Annotated in this window: 20 protein-coding genes; 13 read left to right on the plus strand and 7 right to left on the minus strand. The window is 62.2% G+C overall.

The window, feature by feature from the left end; all coding sequences use genetic code 11:
- Window positions 1–160 precede the first annotated feature (160 nt).
- The 3 genes from NKH99_RS20380 to NKH99_RS20390 all read left to right on the plus strand — a co-directional run bounded on the left by NKH99_RS20380 (window position 161) and on the right by NKH99_RS20390 (window position 2058).
- Window positions 161–1354: a DUF3182 family protein gene (locus NKH99_RS20380; RefSeq protein ID WP_353015180.1), complete on the plus strand. Its 1194-nt coding sequence runs from the start codon at window positions 161–163 to the stop codon at window positions 1352–1354.
- A gap of 99 nt (window positions 1355–1453) precedes the next feature.
- Complete coding sequence (locus tag NKH99_RS20385; protein WP_352615141.1) at window positions 1454–1825, plus strand: SpoIIAA family protein; 372 nt, start codon at window positions 1454–1456, stop codon at window positions 1823–1825.
- Between the two features lie 17 nt (window positions 1826–1842).
- On the plus strand, window positions 1843–2058 hold the full coding sequence (locus NKH99_RS20390) for a hypothetical protein (protein ID WP_352769313.1): 216 nt from the start codon (window positions 1843–1845) through the stop codon (window positions 2056–2058).
- Between the two features lie 39 nt (window positions 2059–2097).
- Here the strand turns inward: NKH99_RS20390 and NKH99_RS20395 are convergent, their stop codons facing one another.
- Together NKH99_RS20395 and NKH99_RS20400 are read right to left on the minus strand one after the other, a co-directional pair.
- On the minus strand, window positions 2098–2421 hold the full coding sequence (locus NKH99_RS20395; protein ID WP_352539878.1) for a hypothetical protein: 324 nt from the start codon (window positions 2419–2421) through the stop codon (window positions 2098–2100).
- A 197-nt stretch (window positions 2422–2618) separates the two neighbouring features.
- Window positions 2619–3056, minus strand: coding sequence for an Lrp/AsnC family transcriptional regulator (locus tag NKH99_RS20400; RefSeq protein ID WP_352769310.1), 438 nt, complete (start codon window positions 3054–3056; stop codon window positions 2619–2621).
- A 128-nt stretch (window positions 3057–3184) separates the two neighbouring features.
- On the opposite strand from NKH99_RS20400, the gene rocF reads away from it, so the two are divergent.
- Together rocF and ocd are read left to right on the plus strand one after the other, a co-directional pair.
- On the plus strand, window positions 3185–4105 hold the full coding sequence (rocF, locus tag NKH99_RS20405; RefSeq protein WP_352473047.1) for an arginase: 921 nt from the start codon (window positions 3185–3187) through the stop codon (window positions 4103–4105).
- 3 nt (window positions 4106–4108) lie between these two features.
- Entirely contained in the window at window positions 4109–5176 is a 1068-nt protein-coding gene (gene ocd / locus NKH99_RS20410; protein ID WP_353015182.1) for an ornithine cyclodeaminase, read from the plus strand.
- A 16-nt stretch (window positions 5177–5192) separates the two neighbouring features.
- Here the strand turns inward: ocd and NKH99_RS20415 are convergent, their stop codons facing one another.
- Complete coding sequence (locus tag NKH99_RS20415) at window positions 5193–5354, minus strand: hypothetical protein (RefSeq protein WP_292655465.1); 162 nt, start codon at window positions 5352–5354, stop codon at window positions 5193–5195.
- Window positions 5355–5624: 270 nt separating this feature from the next.
- Here NKH99_RS20415 and NKH99_RS20420 point away from each other — a divergent pair, with 270 nt between their 5' ends.
- From NKH99_RS20420 to NKH99_RS20435, 4 genes are all read left to right on the plus strand, one after another.
- A complete protein-coding gene (locus NKH99_RS20420; RefSeq protein ID WP_352449545.1) occupies window positions 5625–7574 on the plus strand; it encodes a PrkA family serine protein kinase in 1950 nt (649 codons plus the stop codon).
- Between the two features lie 19 nt (window positions 7575–7593).
- Window positions 7594–8916, plus strand: coding sequence for a YeaH/YhbH family protein (locus NKH99_RS20425; RefSeq protein ID WP_352814062.1), 1323 nt, complete (start codon window positions 7594–7596; stop codon window positions 8914–8916).
- On the plus strand, window positions 8916–10454 hold the full coding sequence (locus NKH99_RS20430) for a SpoVR family protein (RefSeq protein WP_352539875.1): 1539 nt from the start codon (window positions 8916–8918) through the stop codon (window positions 10452–10454). Before NKH99_RS20425 ends, NKH99_RS20430 begins: the two co-directional genes overlap by 1 nt.
- Before the next feature lie 102 nt (window positions 10455–10556).
- On the plus strand, window positions 10557–11048 hold the full coding sequence (locus NKH99_RS20435; protein WP_353015184.1) for a DUF1772 domain-containing protein: 492 nt from the start codon (window positions 10557–10559) through the stop codon (window positions 11046–11048).
- Between the two features lie 117 nt (window positions 11049–11165).
- Here NKH99_RS20435 and NKH99_RS20440 read toward each other — a convergent pair whose 3' ends face one another.
- Both NKH99_RS20440 and NKH99_RS20445 read right to left on the minus strand, forming a co-directional pair.
- Window positions 11166–11411: a hypothetical protein gene (locus NKH99_RS20440; RefSeq protein ID WP_023720508.1), complete on the minus strand. Its 246-nt coding sequence runs from the start codon at window positions 11409–11411 to the stop codon at window positions 11166–11168.
- Between the two features lie 48 nt (window positions 11412–11459).
- Entirely contained in the window at window positions 11460–13460 is a 2001-nt protein-coding gene (locus NKH99_RS20445; protein WP_353015186.1) for a protein-L-isoaspartate(D-aspartate) O-methyltransferase, read from the minus strand.
- Window positions 13461–13761: 301 nt separating this feature from the next.
- Here NKH99_RS20445 and NKH99_RS20450 point away from each other — a divergent pair, with 301 nt between their 5' ends.
- Window positions 13762–16173 carry a phosphoketolase family protein gene (locus NKH99_RS20450; RefSeq protein ID WP_353015188.1) on the plus strand — a complete coding sequence of 804 codons (2412 nt, stop codon included), beginning with the start codon at window positions 13762–13764 and terminating at the stop codon, window positions 16171–16173.
- A complete protein-coding gene (locus tag NKH99_RS20455) occupies window positions 16173–17354 on the plus strand; it encodes an acetate/propionate family kinase (protein ID WP_353015190.1) in 1182 nt (393 codons plus the stop codon). The genes NKH99_RS20450 and NKH99_RS20455 overlap by 1 nt, the downstream gene beginning before the upstream one ends.
- Window positions 17355–17370: 16 nt before the next feature.
- Here NKH99_RS20455 and NKH99_RS20460 read toward each other — a convergent pair whose 3' ends face one another.
- A complete protein-coding gene (locus NKH99_RS20460) occupies window positions 17371–17586 on the minus strand; it encodes a KTSC domain-containing protein (RefSeq protein WP_353015192.1) in 216 nt (71 codons plus the stop codon).
- A gap of 129 nt (window positions 17587–17715) precedes the next feature.
- Between NKH99_RS20460 and NKH99_RS20465 the strand changes: the two genes are divergently transcribed.
- The gene (locus NKH99_RS20465) at window positions 17716–18318 is read left to right on the plus strand and encodes an alpha-ketoglutarate-dependent dioxygenase AlkB (protein WP_353015194.1); all 603 of its coding nucleotides are present in this window, start codon (window positions 17716–17718) and stop codon (window positions 18316–18318) included.
- A gap of 54 nt (window positions 18319–18372) precedes the next feature.
- On the opposite strand, the gene NKH99_RS20470 is transcribed toward NKH99_RS20465, so the two are convergent.
- Entirely contained in the window at window positions 18373–18837 is a 465-nt protein-coding gene (locus NKH99_RS20470) for an NUDIX hydrolase (RefSeq protein ID WP_353015196.1), read from the minus strand.
- 119 nt (window positions 18838–18956) lie between these two features.
- Here NKH99_RS20470 and ku point away from each other — a divergent pair, with 119 nt between their 5' ends.
- On the plus strand, window positions 18957–19790 hold the full coding sequence (ku, locus tag NKH99_RS20475) for a non-homologous end joining protein Ku (protein WP_353015198.1): 834 nt from the start codon (window positions 18957–18959) through the stop codon (window positions 19788–19790).
- Window positions 19791–19834 lie beyond the last annotated feature (44 nt).

Genomic DNA, 19834 nt, shown 5'->3' on the forward strand with positions numbered 1-19834 from the left:
CATCTCCCTGTCTGACGTTCCCTCATAAACAGCTACGAGCCGCCGATGTTCCGGTCGCCGCCCCGGTCAAACCCAGTCAAACCGGATTGCCGGCCGTTGGCCGGAACATTCGCCGAGGAAGCGGGTTTTTCGGTTCGGACGCATCGCCGCGGAAACGGCAATGGGCTCGGCAATGGACGAAGGGCGCGACATGACCGGGCTAAGCGGTAAGCAACCAAGCGGGGCGAAAGGTGTTGTGGTCGCATTCTCCGTGCCGGGCGGCGAGACAATCTATACCCACGAGCGGGAAACCGTCGCTGCCGTTGCGCGCACGATTGCGGCGTTGAAGGGCTTTGCCTTCCGCGAGGGCCTGAGTGACGGCGGCGGTGACGGTCGCCGACTGTATTTCGTGCCGGACGACAGCCTGCTTGCCGTCGATGCGCTCCAACTGGGCATAAACGGGCCGGAGGACCTCTTCGGCGGTGTGGTGCCCTGGCGCCTCGCAACCACCAAGGCCATAACCCACGAGCTGGTGGACAGGTCGGCGGCACGGCCAAAAGAATGGCCAGCCGGCTTCGGCAGAGCCGTCGGCGCTGCCGTACTGCCCGGCTATACCGCATTTTCACGCGATGACGCGCTGCGCGCAGCGGAACGTCTGCTGCAGCTAGGGCTGGTCCGGTTCAAGCCACCGCGCGCTTCGCGGGGCCGCGACCAGCACACCGCCGCGACCGTTGCCGACATCGAAAGGCTGCTGGAACGATATCCATCCTCCGACCTGAGGGAATACGGCCTTGTTCTCGAAACGGAGCTTCGCGACATCGTCACGCTGAGCATTGGCAGAACGGCGATCGACGGAACATCGGTCGCCTATTACGGCGTGCAGCGAATGACGGCCGACAATGCCGGACAGCCCGTTTACGGCGGATCCGATCTGGTCGTCGTGCGCGGCGGATGGGAGGCGCTGGACGGGCTGCAGCTTTCTCCGGCGCTAAGTTTGGCTGTGGCGCAGGCGAGGATCTACGACGCCGCGATGGATGGCTATCCCGGATTCTTTGCCTCACGGCGCAACTACGACATCGGCCAAGGTGTCGATTCCTCGGGCATCTGGCGATCGGGAGTGCTGGAAGCCAGCTGGCGGATCGGCGGCAGCAGCAGCGCCGAGCTTGCGGCGATGGACGCCATGAAGCGCGACCCCGACGTGCAGATCGTGCATGTCTCCGCCGTCAAGCAGTTTGGCAGCACTGCCCACCTGCCGCTGAACGCAGCGATCCATTTCCACGGGGAGGACCCCGAGGAGGGTCAAATCACGCGTTATACCGTCGTCACCCAGGCGATCCGAGCGCCGGTCGGGGAGGCCGGCCGATCGTCGTTCTAACCATGTCAGGTTGAAGCCAAGCACGCCTCCGGCAGGGAACATCCGCCAATGGCCCGAGTTTGTTTCGGGCAGGCAGCAAGTCAGAGACCGGAGGAAAAAATGATCGAGATGATTTCCGCTCCCCAGAATGTCGCCGCCTTTCGTGTCACCGGCACCGTGACGGCGGACGACTACGACAAAGTCATCCCGGCAATCGAAGCGAAACTGAGCGACCATAAGGACATCGGCGTCCTGACCGATCTTGCCGATTTCGAGGACATGACGGCTGGCGCCTTGCGGCGCGACCTGCAGTATGGGCTGAGCAAACTTGGCGAGGTCCACCGCTTCAAACGTGCCGCCGTGATTTCCAACAAGCAGTGGATCAAGGCAGCCACGGAAATGACGGACGCGCTGTTTCCGCAAATCGAGGCGCGGGTGTTCCCGGAGGACGAAAAAGCCCAGGCCCTGAAATGGGTGGCAGGCGTACAATAGCGGTGTTGGGGAGTGCCATGCCATTCGACAAACGACAGAATCCGGAAGGCCTCTGGGAGGTCTATGACAGCGAGAGCGACGAAGCCGTCGTGGTCGGCGGGTTGCCGCTTTCCGGTCTCGACGAAAGCGAAGCCGATGAAGCGATTGAAAAGCTCAATCGGGGCGATCTGACGTCGGACAACATCCCCGAGACGGTTCGGTCAGGGTGGCCTCCGACCAAGGACGGTTTGTGATGACAGCCTGACGGACGTCACCGAGGACCGGTCGCGGATCTACGACGAGGCCTTGACCCCAAGCTTGCGGGCTTTGTCCTCAAATTCGTCGCGAATATCCTCGATCGTCGGCAGATGCAGGCGCCGCAGCTGGGCGTGCAACTTTTTGGCGGCATCTGAGCTCAGGTCGCGCTTGAAATTGGTCGCGACCTCCTCGGCCGAGCCGTAATGGCGATAGCGCTCGATCTCGGTCTTCGTGGCTTGCTGGACGTGCTCGAGCGTCTTGCGTTCGGCATCGGATTTTCCGTCTGGTTTGGCCCGCATGACCGGATTGAACGCTTTGCTGATAACGAATTCGACCAGTTCCTGCTGGGCGTGAGCCATGATTGTTCTTCCTCGAAGAAGGGCTGTCCGAGCCTAGAACGGTTCATCGGGGGAAACGCTGAACCGATCTCTCTTGTTTTGACGCAATTCCGAACGGAAAACCGTTTCACACTTTTCCTGGAATTGCTCTAACCGCGGCGGCAATTGAAGGTTCCCTGGCTTGGGATTTCATTGCCGCTGGAGGTCAAGGGCGAAGATCACAGCCGCGCCTTGGTGGTGCGCGGCGTTGCCAGGAGCAGGCTTGTTTCGCTGCCGGTAATTCCGGGAATCAGCCGGATACGTCTCAGCACCGCATCGAACTCGCTCAGCGTCTGGGTTCCGAGTTCTATCACCAGGTCCCACCGGCCATTGGTGGTGTGGATGGTCGAGACCTCGGAGAAGCCGCCCAGCGCCCGGATGACGCGATCGGCGGCATGGCCCTCGATCTCGATCATCATGATGCCACGCACCCGCTGATCGACCGCGTCGGCGCGTAGAATGACGGTGTAGCCGACGATGACGCCGTCTCTTTCAAGTCGCTCGATCCGGGACCTTACCGTTGCCCGGGAGACACCCAGGCTGACGGCAAGGTCGGAAATGCTGCGCCGGGCGTCGTGCCGCAAAGAGGTGATGATCCGCTCGTCAAGTTGGTCCATGATTGCTCACAGCGGAAGTAGATCGTGCCACAATGGTAGGGCACTTCAACAAATTTGCCAATTTGACATGTTCATTCTGCCAGCGATGCCCGCTTCAATAAAGCCATCGTAATTCGGTGGGTATGACAATGCATTGCACGATCGTTGGGGCGCCGATCCAGGCCGGCTCAGGCCGCATGGGCTGCGAGATGGGGCCGAGCGCGCTTCGCACGGCCGGTCTGGCCGGCGCGCTGACCGAGCTTGGCCATACGCTGACCGACCTCGGAACGATTGTCCCTGCCGATATGCGCCCTGTCGTACACGGCAACGCGGCGGTGAAGGCGCTGCCGGAAATCGCCGCCTGGACGGCAGCGATCAGCGAAACTGCCTATGCCGCAAGCGCCGATGCGATGCCGATCTTTCTCGGCGGCGACCACAGCATTTCGGCCGGCACGCTCGCCGGCATAGCCCGCCGCGCGGCGAATGCCGGTCGGCCGCTCTTCGTGCTGTGGCTCGACGCCCACCCCGATTTTCATACGCTCGACACGACGACCAGCGGCAATCTGCATGGCGTGCCGCTGGCCTATGCAAGCGGGCAGCCCGGCTTCGAGGGCTATTTCCCCCGCCTTGCAGCACAGGTGGAGCCGGCTTGCATATGCGCGCTGGGGATCCGCAGCGTGGACCTGGCGGAACGGGATGCATTGCGCAGAGCCGGCGTGACGGTCCACGACATGCGTTCGATCGACGAGCACGGCATAGCGCAACTGCTTCGCGCCTTTCTCGAACGGGTGAGCGCCGCCAATGGCATGCTCCATGTCAGCCTCGACGTCGATTTTCTCGACCCGTCGATCGCCCCGGCGGTGGGCACCACCGTTCCCGGCGGCGCCACCTTCCGCGAGGCGCATCTGGCGATGGAAATGCTGCATGACAGCGGCCTCGTCACCAGTCTCGACCTGGTCGAGCTCAACCCATTTCTTGACGAGCGCGGCCGCACCGCCACGCTTTTGGTTGACCTGACCGCAAGCCTGATGGGCCGGCGGATCATGGACCGCCCGACGAGGGGGTTCTGAGCCATGACCGCCAATTTGAACATCGTCCCGTTCGTCAGCGTCGACCGCATGATGAAGCTGGTGCTTGCCATCGGCATCGAGCGCTTTCTGGTCGAGCTTGCCGCCTATATCGAAGAGGATTTCAGGCGCTGGGAGCTGTTCGACAAGACGCCGCGCGTCGCCTCGCACAGCATTGACGGCGTCATCGAGCTGATGCCGACCAGCGACGGGCAGCTTTACGGCTTCAAATACGTCAACGGGCATCCGAAGAACACGCGTGACGGCCGCCAGACCGTGACCGCTTTCGGCGTGCTTGCCGATGTCGGCAACGGCTATCCGATGCTGCTTTCGGAAATGACCATCCTGACGGCGCTCAGAACCGCCGCAAGCTCGGCCGTCGCGGCGAAATACCTCGCTCCAGAGGCCGCCAGGTGCATGGCGATCATCGGCAATGGCGCGCAATCGGAATTTCAGGCGATCGCCTTCAAGGCGCTGCTTGGCGTCGACAGGCTGCGCCTCTACGATATCGACCCGGCGGCCTCGACCAAATGCATGAAGAACCTTGCCGGCCTGGGCTTCGACATCAAGCTCTGCGCGTCGGCGCAGGAAGCCGTTGAAGGTGCAGAGATCATCACCACGGTTACCGCCGACAAGCGGTCGGCAACAATCCTGACCGACAACATGGTGGGATCCGGCGTGCACATCAACGCGGTAGGCGGCGATTGCCCGGGCAAGACCGAGCTGCATCGCGACATTCTGCTGCGCTCGGATATTTTCGTCGAATATCCGCCGCAGACGCGCATCGAAGGCGAGAGCCAGCAGCTCGATGCGGATCATCCGGTCACCGAATTGTGGCAGGTGATGACAGGAAAGGCAGCAGGCCGGACGGGCGCCCGACAGATCACATTGTTTGATTCCGTCGGCTTTGCGATCGAGGATTTTTCCGCGTTGCGTTACGTTCGCGATCAGCTTCAGCGGACCGGCCTTTACGAGGAACTAGACCTTCTGGCCGATCCCGATGAGCCGCGTGACCTGTTTGGCATGCTGCTGCGCGCCGAAAAAGCGACCGGGCTGGCGGCCGCCGGCAGCTGAGCTGCGATCCTGTCGGTCAGTCCTTCTTTTCCTGATACAGGCGCTCGGTGGCGCGCTCGCTTTCCCTGCGCTCCGCCGGGCCGCGACGGCGCTGCGTGAGCAGGGCGTAGGCGATCAGGATTGCCAGCAGCAGTGGACCGCCTGCAACAACGAGCAACCACAAACTATTCCCAGACATCGACCGTCTCCTTTCCCTCACAACCGGGAAGGACCCGAACCGTTCCTCCGTCTCGTTAGGGGTCGTCAGCGGGGCGCGGTGCAATTCAGGATTTTATGCCTCGGTCAGGACGTTGCACGCCTTGTCTGCACTCAGGATGTCCTTATCTAGACTCTTATCCTTCGATCACATGCACTCTCTGCGAAGTGAAGGGAACCACAAGGGCTTTCTGACATTTGGTTGTTCAAGAGACAAACGTGCAGCCACACCGGCTCCGGGGCTAGGAATACCATGCGTGAGAATCAATCCGACGTCTTCGATCTGTTTTCCGAGGTTTACAAGAATGCGGCTCAGGAGGAGATAAGCCTCCAGCAATATCTGCTTGCCTGCCGCGAGGACAAGTCGATGTACGCCTCGGCACCCGAACGGATGGTCGAGGCGATCGGCGAGCCGACCTTTGTCGATACCAGCAAGGACGAGCGGCTCGGCCGTATTTTTTCGAACCGGACGATCAAGATCTATCCAACCTTCGCCGACTTTTACGGCATGGAGGATACGATCGAGCGTATCGCCGGTTATTTCCGCTATGCCTCGCAAGGGCTCGAGGAACGCAAGCAGATCCTCTATCTGCTTGGCCCGGTCGGCGGCGGCAAGTCCTCGCTTGCGGAGCAGCTGAAAAGGCTGATGGAGCAGCGTCCGATCTATACGCTGAAGGTCGGCGGCCAGGTCAGCCCGGTCTTCGAATCGCCGCTCGGGCTGTTCGATCCCGACCGCATGGGCGACCTTTTGGAGGACAAATACGGCATCGCCCGGCGGCGGCTGAACGGCCTGATCTCGCCCTGGGCGGCCAAGCGCCTCGACGAATTGTCCGGCGACATCTCCAAATTCAGCGTCGTCAAGCTGATGCCGTCCAGGCTGCGCCAGATCGGCATTGCCAAGACCGAGCCGGGCGACGAGAACAACCAGGACGTTTCGGCCCTGGTCGGCAAGGTCGACATCAGGCAGCTGGAAAACTTCAGCCAGTCCGATCCGGACGCCTACTCCTATAGCGGCGGGCTGAACCGGACGACGCAAGGGCTGCTCGAATTCGTCGAGATGTTCAAGGCGCCAATCAAGGTGCTGCATCCGCTGCTGACCGCCACCCAGGAAGGCAGCTACAACGGCACCGAGAATTTCGGCGCTTTCCCCTATCAGGGCATCATCGTTGCCCATTCCAACGAATCGGAATGGCTGCAGTTCAAGAACAACAAGAACAACGAGGCGTTCCTCGACCGCATCCTGGTGGTCAAGGTGCCGTATTGCCTGCGCGTCACCGAAGAGCGGCAGATCTACGAGAAGCTGTTGCGCGAAAGCGAATTGGCTAACAGCCCCTGCGCTCCGGAAGTGCTCGATATCCTCAGCCGGTTCACCGTCTCGACCCGCCTGGCCGAACACGACAATTCGCCGCTCTACACCAAGATGCGCGTCTATGACGGCGAGAACCTCAAGGAAACCGATCCCAAGGCGAAGTCGGTCCAGGAATACCGAAACGCCGCCGGCGTCGACGAAGGCATGACCGGCGTCAGCACCCGCTTCGCCTTCAAGATCCTGTCGCAGACCTTCAATTACGACACCGAAGAGGTGGCGGCCGATCCGGTGCATCTGATGTACATCCTTGAAGAGGCGATCAAGCGCGAGCAGTTCCCGAAGGAGACCGAGGCGGACTATCTCGATTTCATAAAGTCGGAGCTGGCCACCCGTTATGCCGAGTTCATCGGCCACGAGATCCAGAAGGCCTATCTGGAATCCTACAGCGAATACGGCCAGAACCTGTTCGACCGCTATATCGCCTACGCCGATGCCTGGATCGAGGATCAGGACTACAAGGATACCGATACCGGCCAGATCCTCAATCGCGAGGTCTTGGACAACGAATTGTCGCAGGTCGAAAAGCCGGCCGGCATCGCCAATCCCAAGGACTTCCGCAACGAAGTGGTGAAGTTCACGCTGCGCGCGCGGGCCAGAAACCATGGCCGCAACCCGTCATGGACAAGCTATGAGAAGCTGCGCGAAGTCATCGAGAAGCGGATGTTCGGGCAGGTCGAGGACCTGCTGCCGGTGATCAGCTTCGGCTCCAAGCAGGACAGCGTGACGGAGAAGCGGCATACCGAATTCGTGCAGCGGATGATCCAGCGCGGCTACACCGAGCGCCAGGTCCGCCGGCTGGTGGACTGGTACATGCGGGTGAACAAGGCGGGTTGAAGCCAGCCCGGGGTAACATATGCCGATCTTCATTGATCGCCGACTGAACCCGAAGGACAAAAGCCTCGGCAATCGGCAGCGTTTCCTGCGGCGGGCGCGCGAAGAGTTGAAGCGCACCATCCGCGATCAGATCCGCGCCGGCAAGATCGCCGACGTGGACGCCGAGCATGCCGTTTCGATGCCGGTGCGGGGTACCGGCGAGCCGAGCTTCAACGATGCCAGGAACAGCGGCAGCCGCCAGCACGTCCTGCCCGGCAACAAGCATTTCACCCCAGGCGACCGGCTGCCCAAGCCCGGCCAGGGCGGCGGCATGGGATCAGCCCCGGGAAGAACCGAATCGGAGGACGATTTCCGTTTCGTGCTGTCGCGCGAAGAGGTTCTCGACCTCTTTTTCGAAGACCTCGAACTGCCTGATATGGTCAAGCTCAACCTCAAGGAGATCCTTGCTTTCAAGCCGCGCCGGGCCGGCTTCGCCGCGACCGGCTCGCCGACCAACATCAATGTCGGGCGCACGATGCGCAACAGCCATGGCCGCCGCATAGCACTCAGGCGCCCCAAGCAGGAGGAACTCGACGCAATCGCGCAGGAGATCACGTCGCTGGAGGCGAAGCCGCAGAACGCCGAGATGCGCCAGCGCATCGTGGCGCTGCAGGAAGAGCTTGAGCGGCTGGAGCGCCGCCGCAAGCGAATCGCCTATGTCGACCCGGTCGACATCCGCTTCAACCGCTTCGACGCCCAGCCGGTGCCGAATGCCAATGCGGTGATGTTCTGCCTGATGGACGTGTCCGGCTCGATGGGCGAACGCGAGAAGGATCTGGCCAAGCGCTTCTTCGTGCTGCTGCACCTGTTCCTGAAACGGCGCTACGACCGGACCGAGGTGGTCTTCATCCGCCACACGCACGAGGCGCAGGAGGTGGACGAGGAGACCTTTTTCTACAACACCCAGAGCGGCGGCACCGTGGTTTCCACGGCGCTCGAGGAGATGCACCGCATCGTCGAGCAGCGCTATCCCAGCCGCGAATGGAACATCTATGTCGCCCAGGCCTCGGACGGCGACAATTTCGTCACCGATTCGGAGCGCTGCATCACCCTGCTCGACGAACAGATCATGCGGCTTTGCCAGTATTTTGCCTACGTCGAGATCCTCGACGAGCGCGAGAGCCACATCTTCGGCGCCACCGACAACGGCACGTCGCTGTGGCGTGCCTACAGTGCGGTCAAGCTGAGGTGGTCGAACTTCCAGATGAGCCGCATCGCCACGGCGGCCGACATCTACCCGGTTTTCCGCCAGCTCTTCGCCAGACAGCCGGGTTATCAAAAGAGCGGTGAAAGAGGGGGCTGATGGCGAGCAAATCCGGGTTGTTGTTTTCCGGTTCCGACTGGGATTTCAGGACGCTGTCGCGCGCCTACGAGACCATCGAGGCGATCGCCACCGAAGAGCTCCACCTCGACGTCTATCCGGTACAGATGGAGATAATCTCGTCCGAACAGATGCTCGACGCCTATTCCTCGGTCGGCATGCCGCTGATGTACCGGCACTGGTCGTTCGGCAAGCACTACCTCTACCAGGAATTGCTGTATCGCAAAGGCGGACGGGGGCTTGCCTATGAACTCGTCATCAATTCCAATCCCTGCATCGTCTATCTGATGGAAGAAAACACCATGGCCCTGCAGGCCCTGGTGACGGCGCACGCGGCACTCGGCCATAACCATTTCTTCAAGAACAATTATCTGTTCCAGCAGTGGACGGACGCCAGCGCCATCCTCAGTTATCTCGACTTCGCCAAGGGTTACATTGCCCGCTGCGAGGAGCGGCATGGCGTCGATGCGGTGGAAGAGATCCTCGATGCCGCACATGCGCTGATGGAGCAGGGCGTGTTCAGATATCACCGGCCGCCGAAGCTGTCGTCGGAAAAGCAGCGCGAGGGCGTTCGCGAGCGCCTGGAATACGAGGAGCGTTCCTACAATGACCTATGGCGCACGCTGCCGCCTTCGAAGGACGGCGCCAAGCCCCGCGAGACGGACATCATGGCGGAACGCAAGAAATCGCTCAAGCTGCCCGAGGAAAACCTGCTTTATTTCCTGGAGAAGAACAGCCTGATCCTGGAACCCTGGCAGCGTGAGGTCATCCGGATTGTCCGCGTCATCGCGCAGTATTTCTATCCGCAGCGCCAAACGCAGGTGATGAACGAGGGCTGCGCCACCTTCGTGCATTACACGCTGATGAACCTTTTGTTCGACCGCGGCCTGATCGGCGAAGGTGCCATGCTGGAGATCCTGCGCAACCATTCGAACGTGATCTTCCAGCCGGGCTTCGACGATCCGCGCTTTTCCGGTATCAACCCTTACGCGCTGGGCCTCGACATGATGCAGGACATCCAGCGCATCTCGACCGCGCCGACCGCCGAGGACCGCGACTGGTTTCCCGATATCGCCGGCAATGGCGACTGGCGCCAGACCCTGCTGGACGCCTGGGCCAACCATCGCGACGAGTCCTTCATCCGCCAGTATCTGAGCCCTACCCTGATCCGGAAATGGCGGTTCTTTGTGCTTGCCGATGCGGCCAACGATCCGCACTACGAAGTCGCCTCGATACACAATGAGCGCGGCTACGAGAGCATCCGCGCCGCACTCGCCCACAGCTACGATATCGGCGCCAGCCGGCCGGACATCCAGGTGGTGGACGTGGACCTGCTCGGCGACCGGCATCTGCGCCTGCAGCATAAGGTCAAGGACGGCATAGTGCTGGAAGGCGGCAGCCGCGACGCCACACTGCGGCATATCCGCAAGCTCTGGGGCTACGAGGTCAGCATGGTCGCGGTCGACGCGCAGACCGGCGCCACAGTCCACGAACGGTCGACCAGCCAGATCGGGGAATGACCGAACCGGACTTGCCAGCGAAGTCGGGTGTCGTTGCCTTTACCGGATCACCAACCACCCTATCTACGCGCGCACCACGAGGGCATGGTCGGGAGCAGGAACATGCGCGCATTGACGATCGCCACGCTTCTGCTGGTCGCCGTCTCGATGGCGCTCTCGCTCGCGCACGCTTTGGAATTGCCCGGCAAGTTGCGCCTCAAGGAGGCCACCTACAGATCAGTGCAGGCGATCTACTATCCCGGCTTCACGATCGGCGGGTTCGCCGAGATCGGCGGCATCATTGCACTCGCCGTCCTGCTTTACCTGACGCCCTATCCAAGCGCCCAATTCTGGTGGACCTTGGCGGCGCTTGTCTTCCTGCTGGCGGAGCACGCGACCTATTGGTTGGTCACGCACCCCGTCAATAATTTCTGGGTGCAAGACACTGCCCTGCCGAAATCCGCCGCGACGTTCTTTTCAATGTTCTCTCGAAAGCAGACTGGCGACTGGAGAGATTTGCGCAACGTCTGGGAGGCTTCGCATGTCGCCAGGGCAGGCCTGGCGATGCTGAGCCTCGTCTCAATTGCTGTCGCCGCGACATTTTTTGTCGAATAGCGCCAGGGATCGAGACGGCGCCCTCGTCCGCCAATTTTGCGGCCACGAACGCTGCATCCGTCAGATCAGGGAACGGACCCGGCGCCGTATTGTCTTAACGTCAAGCGATCCGGCCGTTCAGCGGTCGGCGCGATGCTTGTTGTGGGCGCTTTCCTGGTGCTCGCCGCGGATGATGTTGCGATCGTCGGGATCGGCAATATCCTTCGGGTCCGATCTGAGCTCGGCACCGCGCCGGAACGCCTCGCGCTCTTGCCTGGTCTTTTTCAAATCCGCTTCCGCGTCGAAATCCTTGCCGGCGTTTTTCGTGTTCTCGCGCTCTTCGATGATGCGCAATTGCTGCTCATGAGTCTTTTTTCCGGCCATCGGTGACCTCCTTCTTTTGATTTTCCGCTTTCCCAGGGTCCAAATTCGCTACAGCCCGAAAGGATAGGTCTCGGGAAGGCCTGTCCCCGCATGTTCCGGCCCAAGCGGCGTCACGGCACAGGTTTCATCGAACCAGACGAAAGCATCGAACTGGCGGGCGAGCGAGGCGTCCGCATAATGGCTGTGGAGCTCGGTTTCGGGCCGGTAGATGACGCCGATAAAGCGTTCCAGCCGGCGCTCCAGAAGCCGTTCGCGCAGCGTGTCGTCGCGCTCGAAATCGAGCAGGAAAGGCGAGACGCCGCTGTCGTGGCAAAGCCGCTCATAGCTGTCGTTGTGGGAAGGCCGAACCGGTTTCACTTCCATGTCGCCGTCCCAGTCGGTGGCGGCGGCCACCGTCCCGGAATGCGTACTGAGCCCGATCAAGGCAACCTCGTCGCCAAAACGCTGGCGGCAGAGCTGGCCGATATTCAGTTCGTCCCTGACGATCCCCATTTCGGTATAGCGGGCATCGCCGATATGGGAATTATGTGCCCATACTACCGCCTTGGCATTCGGGCCGCGGGCCTGCAGCAGGTGCTCCAGCGTTTCGAACATGTGGGTGTCGCGCAGGTTCCAGGACTGCGCGCCGCCATAATACATGGTGCGGTAATAACGCTCGGCGGAGGCGACCAGGCGGGCGTTCTGGGTGGCGTCGAGGAAATCGATACCGTCCTGCTGCGCATAGTCGAGCTCTCTGGAAAGCAGTTCCCGGCATTGCTCGAGCACAGCCTTCTCGCATTTCTGGTAACCGGAAGTGAGTGCGACACGGCCATAGGTGGCCGGGTCGTTCTGCCACGGCGTCAGGCAGCCATAGCGTTCGCGCGCGATCCTCGCCGCCTGCGGATCGACCCGGTCGAGATATTGCAGGACCGCTGCAATCGATCCGCCCATATTGTAGATGTCCAGGCCATAGAATCCGGCCCGCCGGGAGGATTTGCTGATCCGCTCATTACGCACTCGCATCCAGTCGACGAACGCCGCGACGTCGGTGTTGCGCCACATCCAGGTGGGAAAGCGCTGGAACGGCGGCGCGGCGCCCGGCCGCGGCGGCCGATGGCGGACGTAACGGTCGATCGCCGCGGCATCGGGCCAGTCGGCCTCGACCGCGACGATGGTGAAGCCATGCTTCCCGATCAGCCTGCGAGTGATCGCGGCGCGCGCACGGTAGAACTCCGACGTGCCGTGGCTGGCTTCGCCGAGCAAGACGACGCGGCGGTCGGCAAACCGGTCGAACAGCGCACCGAAGGCCGGATCGTCGAAATCCGGAAGCGGCTCGGCGGCGGCCGCGATCATCTGCGGCAGGCTGCTCCTGCGCTGATGCCGGTGCGGAAGCTCGGCCGCTATCTGGCTGTCGCTGCCTGGCTCGCCCCAGCCTTGCTCGCCGATCAGCGGAACAAACCGCACGCCGCCGAAATCCTCCTCGGTGTAAGTTGCTGCGCCGGTCCGGGTGACCTTGAGCAGGCGCTGCGAGTCGAATTCGTCGCCGACCGGGATGACAAGCCGGCCGGCGACGTCGAGCTGTTCCTGCAGAGCGAGAGGTGCGCCGGGTCCGGCGGCCGCAACCAGGATCGCATCGAAGGGTGCCGCCTCTGGCCAGCCCTTAGTGCCATCGCCGGTGCGGACTTCGATATTATCGTAGCCGAGCTTTTTGAACCGTTGCCTCGCCGTTTCAGCTAACGCGGCGTGGCGCTCGATCGTGTAGACGCGTTCGACGATACGGCTCATCACGGCAGCCGCATAGCCTGATCCGGTGCCGACCTCGAGGACGTGGTCACCGGCTCCGACCTCTGCCATTTCGATCATGAACGCAACGATATAGGGCTGCGATATCGTCTGACCTTCGGCGATCGGCAGCGGCCCGTCCTCATAGGCGAATTCTTCGAAACCAGGCTCGACGAAAGCCTCGCGCGGGACCTCGCGCATCGCTAGAAGGACATTGCGGTCGCGAATGCCACGGCGGCTCAGGTGGATATCGACCATTTGGTTGCGGGCATGGGAGAGATCGAGCATCTTTCTGCTCCTCCTAGGGCTTCCGCTGCAATCGCCCAACCTGCTCAACGGCACTTCGGCCGGCTCATATCTCAGGGCCTCGGCGGTCCCCTTGGATTCAAGCAATGCGGTGCATCTTCCTAACCGTTGGCAAGCCCCGAGGTTCCCCAAAAGACCGACCCGCTTTTGTCTGGCGAGGCGCGTTGCAGGATCGACAAGCGGGCGCCGGCCGCGCCGCCCAAACTTATTTCGAGGCAAATCCTTTCTCCGACGCGACGCCACTCCAGATAACGACGGACGAGTGTATTCCGGAGGCATTTCCATGAACGACGAGGCCCGCACCACTACGCACATGACCGGCCTTGACCAGATCGATCTGATGGACCGCTACTGGCGCGCCGCGAACTACATCTCGGTTGGCCAGATCTATCTGCTCGACAATCCGCTCTTGCGCGAGCCCTTGCGGCCCGAGCACATCAAGCCGCGGCTGCTCGGCCATTGGGGCACGACGCCCGGCCTCAATTTCATCTATGTGCATCTGAACCGGATTATCCGCGAACGTGGTCTCGATGTCCTGTTCATCTGCGGTCCGGGTCACGGCGGCCCGGCAATGGTCGCGAACACCTGGCTCGAGGGCACCTACAGCGAGATCTATCCCGAGGTCGGCAGGGGCGAAGGCGGCCTGCGAAAGCTGTTCCGGCAGTTCTCGTTTCCCGGCGGAGTGCCGAGCCACGCGGCTCCGGAGACGCCCGGCTCGATCCACGAAGGCGGAGAACTCGGCTATGCACTGGTCCATGCCTTCGGCGCCGCCTTCGACAATCCGAACCTTGTCGTTGCCTGCGTCGTCGGCGACGGCGAAGCCGAGACCGGCCCGCTCGCCGCGGCCTGGCATTCCAACAAGTTCCTGAATCCGGCATCCGATGGTGCCGTCCTGCCGATCCTGCATCTCAACGGCTACAAGATCGCCAGCCCGACGATCCTCGGCCGCATGGAAGACGAGGCGTTGCGCAGCCTGTTCCTCGGCTATGGCTACGAAACCTTTTTTGTCGAAGGTCATGAACCTGCCGCGATGCATCGCGAGATGGCCCGCACGCTCGATACGGTGCTCGACCGGGTCCACTCCATCCAGGAGCCGGCACGAGCCGCGGGCTGGAAGGGAGAGCGGCCGCTGTGGCCGATGATCGTGCTGCGCAGCCCAAAGGGCTGGACCGGGCCGAAAGAGGTCGACGGCAGACGAGTCGAGGATTTCTGGCGTTCGCACCAGGTGCCGGTGTCGAATGCACGCGGCGATGCGGCGCACCGCCAGATCCTGGAAGACTGGATGCGCAGTTACGAGCCGGAAAAACTGTTCGACAAAGGCGGCCATCTCCTGGCGGAGCTCGCTGCGCTTGCGCCAACAGGACCAAGACGAATGGGCGCAATCCCCTACGCCAATGGCGGCCTGCTGAAACAAGACCTGGTGCTTCCCGACTGGAAAGGCCTGGCGCTCGACGTACAGCGTCCGGGCGGTGCTGTCGGAGAGGCGACGCGGACCGTCGGAAGCTATCTTCGCGATGTGATCCGCTTGAACGCCGATGCCAGGAATTTCCGGCTGATGGGACCCGACGAGACGTCCTCCAACCGCCTCGACGACGTGTTCGAGGTTACGGACCGGGTCTGGATGGAGCGGATCGAGCCCTACGACGTCCATCTTTCCCGTGACGGTCGCGTCATGGAAGTGCTCAGCGAGCATCTTTGCCAAGGCTGGCTGGAGGGCTATCTGCTGACCGGCCGCCATGGCCTGTTCTCGTGCTACGAGGCGTTCGTCCACATCGTCGATTCCATGGTCAACCAGCATGCCAAATGGCTGAAGACCTCCGGCGAGCTTGCCTGGCGCAAGCCGATCGCCTCACTCAACTACCTGCTGACCTCGCATGTCTGGCGGCAGGATCATAACGGCTTCAGCCATCAGGACCCGGGCTTTGCCGATTTCGTCGCCAACAAGAAGGCCGACACGGTCAGGCTCTATTTCCCGCCCGACGCCAACACGCTGCTGTGGATCACCGACCATTGCCTGAAAACCTACAACCGCATCAACGTCATCGTCGCCGGCAAGCAGCCGGCGCCGCAATGGCTGTCCGCCGAGGACGCGGAAGCGCACTGCCAGGCCGGCGCCGGCATCTGGGAATGGGCCGGGACGGTTGCCGAGGGCGAAGAACCGGATGTGGTCCTGGCTTGCGCCGGCGACGTGCCGACACTGGAGGCGCTTGCCGCAGCCGACATCCTGCGCTCGGGCATTCCGGACCTGAAGATCCGCGTCGTCAATGTCGTCGACCTGATGATCTTGCAGTCGAATTCCGAGCATCCGCATGGCTTTGCCGACGACAGATTCGACGCACTGTTCACCAGGGCCAAGCCGGTCATCTTCGCCTATCACGGCTACCCCTATCTCATTCACCGTCTGACCTACCGGCGCGCCAATCACGACAACATCCATGTGCACGGCTTTCGCGAGGAAGGCACGACGACGACGCCGTTCGACATGGTCGTGCTCAACCAGCTCGACCGCTATCATCTGGCGCTCGCTGCGATCGCGCGCGTGCCGGGGCTGGCCGAGCGGGCGAAGGAGCTTGCCGCGGCGCTGCATGGGAAATTGGCTGAGCATACGGCCTATGTCCGCGAACATGGCGAGGACATGCCCGAGATCCAGAAATGGTCCTGGCCGCAGGACGGCGCGACGAGGGCCGGCGATTGATGCGACGATCGATCCTTGCGTTGAATGCCGGCTCGTCCAGCATCAAGTTCGGACTTTACGACCTTGCAGCGTCCGCCGAGCCGGATCTTGCCTCGCGCGGTTCGCTGGATCTGGGCGATGCGCCAAGGCTGACCGCGAAAGCCGCCGATGGGGAGCTGCAGTGCGATCGGCCACTTACCGCGGACGCATCACGCGACATGGGCCTCGGCCAGATGCTGCAGTGGATCGAGAACGAACTTGGCGGAAGGAAGTTGATCGCCGCCGGCCATCGCATCGTCCATGGCGGACGCGAGTTCGTCGAACCTGTCCGCCTGACGCCGACAGTTATCGAGGCTCTCGACAGGCTGACCCCGCTTGCGCCATTGCACCAGCCACGCAGCCTCGCACCAATCCGGGCGCTTGCCGCGCTGCGGCCCGACCTGCCGCAGGTCGGATGTTTCGACACGGCCTTCCATCGGACCATCGATCCTCTGGTCAGCCGTTTTGCGCTGCCGCGCCGCTATGAGGCAGACGGCATCCACCGCTACGGCTTTCACGGGCTTTCGTACGAATATGTTGCCGGCCGGCTCAAGCAGATATCGCCCGATCTGGCGGCGAAAAGAACCATCGTCGCCCATCTCGGCAACGGGGCGAGCCTGTGCGCCATGCGCGACGGGCGAAGCGTCGATACGACGATGGGCTTTTCGGCGCTTGATGGCCTGGTCATGGGCACACGCTGCGGCGCCATCGATCCGGGCGTGCTTTTGTACCTGCTACTGGAAAGAGGCCTTTCGGGACAGGCGCTGCAAGACATGCTCTATGAGGAATCCGGCCTGCTCGGCGTGTCCGGCATTTCCGGCGACATGCGCACGCTGGAGGCCAGCGACGACCGCCGGGCGCGCGAAGCGGTGGAGCTTTTCGCCTTCCGCGCCGGCAGGGAAGTTGCCGCCCTCGCCAACACGCTGGGTGGCCTCGAATGCCTGGTGTTCACCGGCGGCATCGGCGAGCACTCTGCCCGGGCCCGCAAAGCGATTTGCGGCAGGCTTGGCTGGCTCGGCGTGGCGATCGACGAGGCCGCCAACAGCTCTCATGCCGCGCTGATGAGCCAGGCGGAGAGCAAAGTGGAAGTCCGCGTCGTGGCGACCGACGAGGAAGGTGTGATCGCCCGCCACACGCGCAAGGTGATGGAGGGGCCCGGGTGAGGCGGATGGCCTCGGCTCAGCTCGAATGGCTCTGCTCGACCAGATGGTATTTGTACCGGTCGCGAATATGCGCGTTGAAGAACCGGCCCTTCGACGAGGCTTTGCGGAATGCCGCGTGGATCTGCGGCGGCACGTCCTCGTAATCATAGCGGTTTCCGCTCGGGACGAACCATACGGAGAGTACCCTCGTCGCCGGCTGGTAATCGATGCTTCTGATCGCAGTTGAAGGCATCCTCGACAGGTCCAATGCTCGGCACTGCTCCAATCCACCCCATAGTGTGAATAACCCTGCACGGAGAGCGAGGTTTCTTCCTGCCGAAGCAGCCTTGCCGCTACGGGCGGGCTTCACCAAATACGATTGATGGCACCGCTCAAGACATCGGCTGCAGCCCGCCAGGGCGATCTCTTTGCCGCCGCCGACGACCTGCCGGAAGGATTCCGCTACCAGCCCGAACTGATGACGCCGGACGAGGAGGCAGCGTTGGCGAGCCAGCTCGCAACCCTGCCTTTTCAGCCCTTCGACTTCTATGGCCATCTGGCAAACCGGCGGGTCGTCGGTTTTGGGCAGCGTTATGATTACGACCGGGGCGAAGTCGTCGAGGCGCCGCCAATACCCGGCTTTCTGCTGCCGCTCAGGGAAAAGGTTGCAGCCTTTGCCCGCTTGCCCGCCGAAACCTTCGTGCAGGTGCTGATCAACGAGTACCGGCCGGGCGCCGGTATCGGCTGGCACCGCGACAAGCCTCATTTCGAGGCGGTCGCCGGCGTTTCGCTGCTGGCCGCCTGCAGCTTCCGCCTGCGCCGGAAAAACGGCACGCGATGGGACCGCAAGACGGTCACCGTCGATCCAAGATCGGCCTATCTGATGACGGGTGCCGCGCGTAACGAATGGGAGCACAGCATTTCGCCGGTTGCCGAGCACCGCTATTCGATCACGTTGCGCACGCTGCGGCCGCAACGCGCTTAAAGCAGAGCGGTGAGGAAGCCCGAGCGCTGCCCTAAGACCTTGGCTGAAACAAATTCATCCGTCGCCATGCCGACCGGCAAACTCCGCCAGCATGGCGCGCTGGCCTTTCAGGATCTTGAGGTTGGCTTCAGGCAGGGAGAACCAGCCCGCTCTGTCGACTTCGGCAAATTCCTTCATCGAGCCGGACCTCGGCGGCCATTCCATGACGAAGGTGTTGCTGTTGACGGCGTCGCTGTCGAAATCCGCCTCGACGCACCATGCGATGACGAGCTTGCCGCCCGGCTGCCTGTAGCTGCCAAGGTGTTCGAAAACGCCATCGATGGCGACGCCTAGCTCCTCTTCTGCCTCGCGTTTTGCTGCCGCCAGCTCGTCCTCGTTCTCGTCGACCAAGCCCTTCGGGATCGACCATGCGCCGTCGTCCTTCTTCGCCCAGAATGGTCCGCCCGGATGCACCAGCAAGACCTGGAGATGTCCTTCCCTTCGGCGAAAGATGAGCAATCCTGCGCTGCGTTGGGCCATTCCGCTATTCCCCTGACGAAACTGAAACGAACGTCCGGGCCGGCATATGGAACAGCCTGCCATGGCGGAACGATTTCGGCTCGCAGCCGTTCCGTCCGTTCGACAAATGAGTGATCGACATGGCGACGCCGCGAGCTGCCTGGAAGGGCTTTATGAAAGTCGGATCGGTTTCCTGTGGCGTCAAGATCATCGGCGCCGTCAGCGAGGCCGAGAAAGTGCATTTCAGGATCCTGAACCGCAAGGACGGTCTCCCGGTCAAGAGCGCTTATATCGACGAGGAGACCGGCGACACGGTCGAGGCGGCGGAGCAGGTAAAAGGCTATGAGGTCGAAAAGGGCGAGTTTATCCATATAGAGTCGGACGAAATCAAGAAACTGAAGATGGTATCGCAGCATACGCTCGAGATCGGCGAGTTCGTGCCCGCCGCCGAAATCGACGCACGCTACCTCGAAAAACCCTATTATCTGGTTCCGGCCGACGCGCCCTCCACGGAGGCTTTCGCGGTGATCCGGGACGCCATGGCCAGGAAGAAAGTGGCAGCCCGCTCCTGCGTCGTGCTGTACCAGCGTGGCCGAGAGGTGCTGATCCAGCCGCTTGGCAAGGGCATGGTGATGACGGAATTACGCAACCACAATGAAGTGGTCGCGGCAGACACGGTGTTCGAAGGGCTGAAGGCTCGCAAGGTCGATGCCGAGATGCTGGAAATCGCGCAACTGCTGATCGACAAGAAGCCGGCCAAATTCGACCCGTCGAAGTTCGAAGACACTTATGAACAGGCGCTGGTTGCGATGATCGACGCCAAGCGCAAGGGCAAGAAACCGCCCAAGCCGGCACCCGAGCCGAGGACGAACGTCGTCAATCTCGCCGATGTTCTGCGCAAGAGCCTGGCGCAGGAGGGCGGCAAGGCTCCGAACAAAAGTCCGAGGGCGGCGGCGAAACGCAAATCGGCCTGAATGTCCGAAAGCAGATCGAACGGAACCGAAAACACTCGCGCGCA

It is taken from the genome of Mesorhizobium sp. M0854, assembly GCF_040319815.1.
Classification (GTDB): Bacteria; Pseudomonadota; Alphaproteobacteria; order Rhizobiales; family Rhizobiaceae; genus Mesorhizobium.